2 protein-coding genes are annotated in these 1922 nt (G+C 61.3%); one reads left to right on the top strand and one right to left on the bottom strand.

Annotated features, from left to right (window positions below):
* On the bottom strand, positions 1–543 hold a 543-nt coding region (locus I6U14_RS15555), incomplete at its 3' end, for a patatin-like phospholipase family protein (RefSeq protein ID WP_296900433.1).
* A gap of 509 nt (positions 544–1052) precedes the next feature.
* Between I6U14_RS15555 and I6U14_RS15560 the strand changes: the two genes are divergently transcribed.
* A partial coding sequence (locus tag I6U14_RS15560; protein ID WP_296900434.1) for a cell surface protein occupies positions 1053–1922 on the top strand: 870 nt, incomplete at its 3' end.

A 1922-nucleotide genomic window follows, 5' to 3' on the forward strand; every position in this document is an offset into this window, starting at 1 on the left:
GACGAAACCCGCATCGATCAGCACCCGGCCGCAAAGTTCGGAAGGCGTGAGAAGAACGGGCAGCGCAGACGAGGCGGAGATCGCAGGCAGGAGCGGACCGCGATACAGGATGACCTGCTCCTGATCGTGAAAGTCGGGCGCGATCGGTTTGAACGGAATGGACAGGTCCTGGAAACGTTTGGGCAAGGTGTCGGGCAGGGCCGCGCCGAACAGGGCCTCGGGCTCCAGCACGGCTGCTTCCGTGAAGGCGAGCAGCTGGAACCATGACGTCGCGGGGCCACCAAAGATGCGGCGCAGAACCTCGATACGCGATTTGAACAGGTCGGTGGCATAGAGCCGGATTTCGCCGCCTCCCATCCCGCTCGCGTAGCAAGCGCCGATCAGCGCGCCCATGGACGTGCCGGCGAGGACGCGCGGGCGGATGCCCATTTCGTCAAAGGCTTCCAGGACCGGAATGTGGGCAAGGCCCTTGGCCGCGCCGCCGCCCAACGCCAGCGCGATCGACCCGTCCCTCGGCCCGGCTTCGAACTGGGCTTCGCTCAAGTGTTCGGCCCCTCCAAGCTGGAATGCCGCCCGCGCGCCGGACCGCGGCGCGCCAGCCGCCCCGGCGAATGCTGCTGCGGCGACGGATGACAACAAGATTTGTCTTCGAGACATCATGGGCGGGCATCCACCTTCCACGAGGTATTGACGGTCGCGGCTGAAGCGCCAGCACCGTGCCTACAACCTAAGCTGGTCGGGGCAAAATTTCGCTTAATGTGCTCAGACAGGTCATCCGATAACGAGCCAGTTCGGTGCACTCTTGTGATTGGTTTTTCGCATCAAATACAGGCCGCCAACCGTTGGGCGGACTTAATCTGATGAGACGCTAATCCCGTCCTGCACGGCCCTTGCGCCTGATGATATGAAGCTCACTGAGCGGGCTGGGTATCGGCAGGCAACAGGGACCAGAGCAGTCAGCAGGACAAACGAAAGCCAAGTCCCCGAATTCGTTTCCCAGGCTCCGCGGGCCCTCCTATACTCTGCCCGATCAACTGTTCAGGAGCTGAAAGATGGCCGAGACATCCCCCCTTGCCTATCTGGACCGGGCGCTTCAAACGGTGACCGATCTGGGCATCGAGACACCGCCAGAGAAAGATGAGCCGATCACCGGCCTGCTGGACCAGATCGAAATCCTGGATAGGGACAAGGTCGCGGTGATCGGGCGAACACTTGCCGAAGCCTCAACATTCAATGAGATCGTGCGCAGCGAAGTCGCCGCGATGGATATCGGCGAGCGCTACAAGGATATCGTGAATGCGTTCAATTCCGTGCGGGATGACTCAAAGGCATTGGTGGACCAGCTTGAGGACGGCCGCATAAGCCCCTGGGAGCGCGTGACCAATGTCTGGATGAAGGTGTCGCGCGGCGACGTCGCGGACCGTTTTGACGACATCAAGGACACCTACCTTGAGGTGGCGCGCCAGACGAAGGACCAGATCGTGCGCGAGCAGCGCATTCTCGATGCCTATCGCGATTATCGCGGGGCCTACAAGCATGCGCAAATCGCGGCGATGGAGCTTCTGGAAATCGCGCAAAAGAAGCTCGATGAAAAGAAGGTCGATCTGGAAAAGGCGTCAGAAGCCGTGGCCAATTATCAGGGCGACTCGCCCGCCGAGCGCGCGCGGCTTGAGATGGCGCGCGATGCCAAGCTGCGGACCATGCAAAACGAGGACAAGCGCTACCAGATCGCCAAGGATCTCGCCGACAACCTGACGATCGGCTACAACACCTCCGAAGTCATCATGTCCCGGCTGATGCAGACCACCAATGCGAAGGAGCGGGTCTACGCGCAATCGGTCTCGTTCTTCTCGACAAACGAGGCGGTGCTGACGGCGCTTAAGGCCTCCTTCACCGGCATGTTCGGCCTGCACGAGTCGACG

It is taken from the genome of Thiohalocapsa sp. (assembly GCF_019695415.1).
In the GTDB taxonomy this organism is placed as follows: domain Bacteria; phylum Pseudomonadota; class Gammaproteobacteria; order Chromatiales; family Chromatiaceae; genus Thiohalocapsa.